Source organism: Streptomyces sp. NPDC057694 (assembly GCF_042799415.1).
Classification (GTDB): Bacteria; Actinomycetota; Actinomycetes; order Streptomycetales; family Streptomycetaceae; genus Streptomyces.
The window spans coordinates 24,157-30,783 of record NZ_JBHVIX010000027.1; the positions used below are offsets into that span (position 1 = coordinate 24,157).

The 6,627-nt window shown below is 70.2% G+C and carries 5 protein-coding genes; 2 read left to right on the plus strand and 3 right to left on the minus strand.

What is annotated here, in order from left to right; all coding sequences use genetic code 11:
- Positions 1 to 91 precede the first annotated feature (91 nt).
- The 3 genes from ACFVDP_RS36770 to ACFVDP_RS36780 form a co-directional block, all read right to left on the minus strand.
- A complete protein-coding gene (locus ACFVDP_RS36770; protein ID WP_383499619.1) occupies positions 92 to 1,390 on the minus strand; it encodes a M18 family aminopeptidase in 1,299 nt (432 codons plus the stop codon).
- Between the two features lie 446 nt (positions 1,391 to 1,836).
- The gene (locus ACFVDP_RS36775; protein ID WP_383499622.1) at positions 1,837 to 3,675 is read right to left on the minus strand and encodes an acyl-CoA dehydrogenase; all 1,839 of its coding nucleotides are present in this window, start codon (positions 3,673 to 3,675) and stop codon (positions 1,837 to 1,839) included.
- Between the two features lie 172 nt (positions 3,676 to 3,847).
- Positions 3,848 to 4,675, minus strand: a complete 828-nt coding sequence (locus ACFVDP_RS36780; RefSeq protein ID WP_383499625.1) for an alpha/beta fold hydrolase — start codon at positions 4,673 to 4,675, stop codon at positions 3,848 to 3,850.
- A 179-nt stretch (positions 4,676 to 4,854) separates the two neighbouring features.
- Between ACFVDP_RS36780 and ACFVDP_RS36785 the strand changes: the two genes are divergently transcribed.
- Together ACFVDP_RS36785 and ACFVDP_RS36790 are read left to right on the plus strand one after the other, a co-directional pair.
- Entirely contained in the window at positions 4,855 to 5,346 is a 492-nt protein-coding gene (locus ACFVDP_RS36785) for an SseB family protein (RefSeq protein ID WP_353943488.1), read from the plus strand.
- A 203-nt stretch (positions 5,347 to 5,549) separates the two neighbouring features.
- Entirely contained in the window at positions 5,550 to 6,518 is a 969-nt protein-coding gene (locus ACFVDP_RS36790; RefSeq protein ID WP_383499628.1) for a pirin family protein, read from the plus strand.
- The last annotated feature ends 109 nt before the right edge of the window (positions 6,519 to 6,627 follow it).

Below are 6,627 nucleotides of genomic sequence, written 5' to 3' on the forward strand. Positions count from 1 at the left end.
CACAAATCTGTGTGACGTACGGATACGTGAAAGCCTCGGGTACCCGGGGCTTTCGGCATCACACAGAAGTTCGGAACTCGGGGCTCCGGGCTCAGCCCTCCAGGAAGGCCGTCAGCGCGTTCGCCAGGTGGAACGGGTCGTCCGCGCCGCACAGTTCGCGCACGCTGTGCATCGACAGGATCGCCGCGCCGATGTCGACGGTCTTGATCCCGTGCCGGGCGGCGGTGATCGGGCCGATCGTCGTCCCGCACGGCATCGCGTTGTTGGAGACGAACGCCTGGTACGGCACGCCCGCCTTCTCGCACGCGGCGACGAACACGGAACGGCCGACGCCGTCGGTGGCGTACCGGTTGTTGACGTTCACCTTGAGGATCGGGCCGCCGTTGGCACGCGGGTGGTGCGTGGGGTCGTGGCGCTCGGCGTAGTTGGGGTGCACCGCGTGTCCGGTGTCGGAGGAGAGGCAGATGGTGCCGGCGAAGGCCCGCGCCCGGTCCTCCAGGGAACCGCCGCGCGCGAAGACCGACCGCTCCAGCACGTTCCCGAGCAGGGGGCCGTCGGCGCCGGTGTCGGACTGCGACCCGTTCTCCTCGTGGTCGAAGGCGGCGAGCACCGGGATGTACGGCAGCTCCTCCTGCTTGCTGACCTCGGCGAGGGCGGCGGTGCAGGCGTGCACGGACAGCAGATTGTCCATCCGCGGCCCGGCCAGGAGTTCCTTGTCGCGGCCCAGGTAGGCGGGGGCCTCGATGGCGTACGGCATCAGGTCCCAGCCGGTGATGGAGCCGCGCTCCAGGCTGTACTCGTCCTCGATGAAGCTGAGCAGATCGCCCTCGTCGACGTCGCTGCCCAGGCCCCAGATGGGCTGCATGTGGCGCTGCTTGTCGAGCTTCAGGCCGTCCACGTTCACGCCGCGGTCCAGGTGCACGGCGAGCTGGGGCACGCGCAGCAGGGCCCGGTCGATGTCGATCAGGCGCTCGCTGCCGTCGCGCAGGGTGATCCGGCCGGCGAGGCCGAGGTCGCGGTCGAGCCAGGAGTTGAGGAGCGGGCCGCCGTAGATCTCGACGGCGATCTGGCGCCAGCCGTTGCTGCCCATGTCGGGCTGCGGCTTGACCCGCAGGTTCGGGGAGTCGGTGTGGCCGCCGACGATGCGGTACGGGGTGTGGGGCTGGGCTCCCCGCGGCACGTACCAGGCGATGAGCGCGCCGCCGCGCGTGACGTACTTCCCACCGGTCTCGCCGTCCCAGGCGTCGGTCTCGGCGACCTGCTTGAATCCGGCCTTCTCCAGGCGTGCGGCTGCCGTTGCCACGGCGTGGTACGGGGTGGGGCTTGCCGCGAGGAAGGTCATCAGGTCGTCGGTGTGGCCGCGGTCGAAGGGGCCGGTGGATGTGCTCATGTCGCCAGGGTAGTGCGGGGGGCTGGGCGCTTGCCTGGGGTGGTCCTGCGCCTACCCGTCCGCCGGGTCGCTGCGCGCTCGCGGGCGCCGGTCCGGTGGGGCTTCCCGCGCCGTTCCCCGCGCCCCTGAAGCCTTGCGCTACGCGCGGCTCCCTCATGTCGTCCGCGGGCCGGTGGCCGCTTCTCGCGCCGTTCCCCGCGCCCCTGAAGCGAGCTGCGCTCGCCCCTTGTGGTCGGGTGCCGGTCTCGTCGTGGCTGGTCGCGCAGTTCCCCGCGCCCCTGAGATGCGCACTTCGTGCGGCATCTCATCAGGGGAGGCTGCGCGAAGCGCATGCCTCAGGGGCGCGGGGAACTGCGCGAGAAGCCCCACCGGAGCTGCAGACGAGTGAGGCCCGCCGCTCCCCGGAGGGAGAGACGGGCCTCGGGCTCGATTTGGGGCGGTGGGGACTAGAAGGCGGACTCGTCGAGGTCCATGACGTCGAGGCCCGTGGCGCTGGTGCCCTGGGCCAGCTTGCGGGCGCCGGTGACGCCGGGCAGGACATTGGCCGCGAAGAACTTGGCCGCGGCGACCTTGCCCTGGTAGAACGCGGCGTCCTTGCCGGCGGCACCCCCGGAGAGCCGCTCGGCGGCGACCGCGGCGCCCTTCAGGAGGAGGTAGCCGACGACCACGTCACCGGAGGCCATCAGCAGGCGGGTCGTGTTCAGGCCCACCTTGTAGATGTTCTTGGCGTCCTGCTCGGTGGCGGCCAGGTCCGTCAGCATGATGCCGACGATGGCCTCCAGCTCGACGGCGGCCTTGGCCAGCGACTCGCGGGCCCCGGCCAGCTCCTCGCCGCCGGTCTCCACGGCGAGGAACTTCTTGATCTCCTCGGCCAGACCGTTCAGCGCGGCGCCCTGGTTGCGGACGATCTTCCGGAAGAAGAAGTCCTGGCCCTGGATGGCAGTGGTGCCCTCGTAGAGCGTGTCGATCTTGGAGTCCCGGATGTACTGCTCGATCGGGTACTCCTGGAGGAAGCCGGAGCCGCCGAAGGTCTGGAGCGACTGCGCGAGCTGCTCGTAGCCCTTCTCCGAGCCGTAGCCCTTCACGATCGGCAGCAGCAGGTCGTTCAGCGCGTGGTCGGCCGAGGCGTCCTCGCCGGAGGCCTCCTTGACCTGGATCGCGTCCTGGACCGAGGCGGTGTAGAGGACGAGCGAGCGCATGCCCTCCGCGTACGCCTTCTGCGTGAGCAGCGAGCGGCGCACGTCCGGGTGGTGCGTGACGGTGACCTTGGGCGCGGCCTTGTCGCCGAAGGCGGCGAGGTCGGAGCCCTGGACGCGCTCCTTGGCGTACTCCAGCGCGTTCAGGTAACCCGTCGACAGCGTCGAGATCGCCTTCGTGCCGACCATCATGCGGGCGAACTCGATGATGCGGAACATCTGGCGGATGCCGTCGTGCTTGTCGCCGATCAGCCAGCCCTTGGCGGGGTGCTGGTCGCCGAACGTCATCTCGCAGGTGTTGGACGCCTTGAGGCCCATCTTGTGCTCGACGTTGGTCGCGTACACGCCGTTGCGCTCGCCCAGCTCGCCGGTCTCCCAGTCGAACTCGAACTTCGGGACCAGGAAGAGGGAGAGGCCCTTGGTGCCGGGGCCGTGGCCCTCGGGGCGGGCCAGCACGTAGTGGAGGATGTTCTCCGACATGTCGTGCTCACCGGACGTGATGAACCGCTTCACGCCCTCGATGTGCCAGGAGCCGTCGTCCTGCTGCACGGCCTTGGTGCGGCCGGCGCCGACGTCCGAACCGGCGTCCGGCTCGGTCAGCACCATCGTCGAGCCCCACTGCTTCTCGACGGCGATCTCGGCGATCTTCTTCTGCGCCTCGTTGCCCTCCTCGAAGAGGATGCCGGCGAACGCGGGGCCGGAGGAGTACATCCAGATCGCCGGGTTCGCACCCAGGATCAGCTCGGCGAAGGCCCAGATCAGGGAGCGCGGGGCCGTGGTGCCGCCGATCTCCTCGGGCAGGCCCAGGCGCCAGTACTCGGAGTCCATGAAGGCCTTGTAGGACTTCTTGAAGGTCTCCGGGACCGGCGCGGTGTTCGTCTCCGGGTCGAAGACCGGCGGGTTGCGGTCGGCGTCCGTGAAGGACTCGGCCAGGTCGTTCTCGGCGAGACGGGTGGTCTCGCCGAGGATGCTCCTGGCGGTCTCGACGTCCATCTCCCCGAACGGGCCGGAGCCGTACAGCTTGTCGCGGCCGAGCACCTCGAAGAGGTTGAACTCGATGTCGCGGAGATTCGACTTGTAGTGCCCCATGGCGACGGCTCCGTAAAGACTCGGGAGGGATCGACCGCAGCCGATCTCATACGCATACCAACTAGTAACCTTCAGGATGCTACCCGCCGGTAATAAATATCAACCCCTCTGGGGTCAACTGTGACGGAACGCTCCGCCGGGTCCGCGCCGGGTACGGGTCCGCGCCGGTCGCTCACACCCCGGTCTCGCGCAGGAATTTCACCATCAACGTGCCCCACTCGTCCGGCAGTTCGGCGAACGGGAGGTGGCCGGTCGGTATCTCCGCGACGTGTGCGCCCGGGATCGCGGCGGCCAGCTCCCGCTGGGCGAGGGGCGGCACCAGGCGGTCCTCCGTCGTCACCACCACCAGTGTCGGCGCCGTGATCCGGGCCAGGTCCGCGCGGACGTCCGCCCGGCTCACCAGGTCCGCGTGGTCGCCCGAGCCGGGCGGGACGGTCGCGGCCATCTCCTCGAGGGTCGCCGCCAGCTGCTCGTCGGTCAGCGCGTGGAGCGCCCGGTCCGACAGGGCGTACGGGAGCAGGAAGCGGGCGAAGGTGTCCAGGTCTCCGGCCGCGGCGAGGGTGCGCCAGGTCTCGGCGGCCAGCCGCAGCTGCGGGGACGGATGGCCGAAGGTGGCCGTGAGCAGCAGAGCCGTCACCCGCTCGGGGTGCCGGGCCGCGATGCGGACCGCCACCGTGCCGCCCAGCGAGTACCCCGACACGGCGAACCGGTCCAGGCCCTCGGCGTCCGCCGCGGCCACCAGCTCGTCGGCCAGCTCGTCCAGCCGGAGCGGACTTGTGGCGCGCGGGGTCCCGCCCGTGCCCGGATAGTCGGCGCCGACGACCGTGCGGGCCGCTGCCAGCGCCGGGAGCACCGGGCCGTAATTGGCCTCGACCGAACCGCCCCCGCCGTGCGCGAGCAGCAGCCCGGGCCCCGATCCCCGCACCGTCCGCGCGTACGGCACGTGCTCCGCACCGGCCTGCTCGCCCGCCCGGACCGCCCCGGTCGTCTGTTCCGTCATGGCTGTTCCTCCCCCTCGGAGCGCCCGGATGTGCCGGCGCCCACGACTGTGCCGTGCCGTCATTCTGTATCGGCCACTACACAAATAACGTAGCAGCATCCGCTCCCCTTTATCTAGCCCCCGCTACAGAAATGCCGCCCGGCCCCACCGCCCCGCCCGCCCTCGGTACTCTTGCCCCCATGTACGGATACGAGCGGACCCCGGGCGGGGCGGGCGGTCAGCAGCAGTACGCGCCGCCGCAGCAGGGCATGCCCCCGCAGGCCGGCATGGGCGGATACGGGCAGCAGGCACCGCCGCTGTACCCGGAGCCGTCGCCGCCGTCGCTCGCCGACGCGGTCCGCGCGTTCACCACGGGCTCGATGTCCGCCGAGGACTTCCAGCAGATCTTCGCGTCGTCGAAGGTCTACTGCCCCCGCGGTGACAACCCGGGCTTCCTGGCGCTGCACAACACGCAGCAGCCGGTGATCCCGATGTTCACCACGCTCAAGGAGCTGCGCAGGTACGCGGGCAAGGAGTCCAAGTACTTCGTCATCACCGGCGCCGAGGTGATCGACCTGCTGCCCACCGGGTACGGCTTCGTCCTCGACATGGAGGGCGAGCACCGGATGGTCTTCGACGCGAAGGCGGTCGAGCAGATGGTCGACTTCGCCATGCGCCGGATGTACGGCTGACCGCGACCGGTCCCCCGATGAATCGCTGAGCACGGCGGCGGAGGCACATCTCCGCCCGCCGGGCGCGGCTCACCCCTGTTCCGAGAGGTCGCTCTCCGTCACCGCACGATGGCTCGAAGTGAACGGAGCGGTCCGGGAATGCCCACCCGCTTGCAGGATGTTCACTGTTCAACTAAATTGATGGCAGACCTTAGGAGGCCGCCATGCCCGCTGTGACCGTCGAAAACCCGCTGACCCTGCCCCGTGTGTCCGCGCCGGCGGACGCCGTGGCGCGCCCCGTGCTCGCCGTGACGACCGCGCCCACCGGCTTCGAGGGCGAGGGATTCCCGGTGCGCCGCGCGTTCGCCGGGATCAACTACCGCCACCTCGACCCGTTCATCATGATGGACCAGATGGGCGAGGTGGAGTACGCGCCCGGAGAGCCCAAGGGCACGCCCTGGCACCCGCACCGTGGCTTCGAGACCGTCACGTACATCATCGACGGCACCTTCATCCACCAGGACTCCAACGGTGGTGGCGGCACCATCACCAACGGCGACACCCAGTGGATGACGGCCGGCTCGGGCCTGCTGCACATCGAGGCGCCGCCGGAGTCGCTCGTCATGTCCGGCGGTCTCTTCCACGGCCTCCAGCTGTGGGTGAACCTGCCCGCCAAGGACAAGATGCAGAACCCGCGCTACCAGGACATCCGCGGTGGCCAGGTCAAGCTGCTCACCACCGAGGACGGCGGCGCGCTGCTCCGCGTCATCGCCGGTGACTTCGACGGCCACGAGGGCCCCGGCATCACGCACACGCCGATCACGATGGTGCACGCCACCATCCGCCCCGGCGCCGAGGCGACCCTGCCCTGGCGCGAGGACTACAACGGGCTCGTGTACGTGCTCGCCGGACGCGGCACCGTCGGCGCCGACCGCCGTCCCGTCCACATGGGACAGACGGCCGTGTTCGGCGCGGGCTCGTCCCTGACCGTGCGGGCCGACGAGTCCCAGGACTCGAACACCCCGGACCTGGAGGTCGTGATCCTGGGCGGACAGCCGATCCGTGAGCCCATGGCCCACTACGGCCCGTTCGTGATGAACACCAAGGCCGAACTCCAGCAGGCCTTCGACGACTTCCAGGCCGGCCGCCTGGGTGTCGTGCCCACCACGGAGCGGCTGCCGCACACCAGCTGACAGCACGTCACCCGCGTGGGACCGCCCCGAAGGGCGGGGAGACGCGCACGTGGTGGGCTGGGGGGGTGGGGAGGAGCAGAGAGGGCCCAGACACCCCCCCCAAAAATCC

Bases quoted from the DNA above. Each gene is read 5' to 3' on its own strand.
- ACFVDP_RS36775 (WP_383499622.1), bottom strand. From the start codon at position 3,675: ATGGGGCACTACAAGTCGAATCTCCGCGACATCGAGTTCAACCTCTTC.
- ACFVDP_RS36780 (WP_383499625.1), bottom strand. From the start codon at position 4,675: ATGACGGAACAGACGACCGGGGCGGTCCGGGCGGGCGAGCAGGCCGGT.
- ACFVDP_RS36790 (WP_383499628.1), top strand. From the start codon at position 5,550: ATGCCCGCTGTGACCGTCGAAAACCCGCTGACCCTGCCCCGTGTGTCC.
- ACFVDP_RS36770 (WP_383499619.1), bottom strand. From the start codon at position 1,390: ATGAGCACATCCACCGGCCCCTTCGACCGCGGCCACACCGACGACCTG.
- ACFVDP_RS36785 (WP_353943488.1), top strand. From the start codon at position 4,855: ATGTACGGATACGAGCGGACCCCGGGCGGGGCGGGCGGTCAGCAGCAG.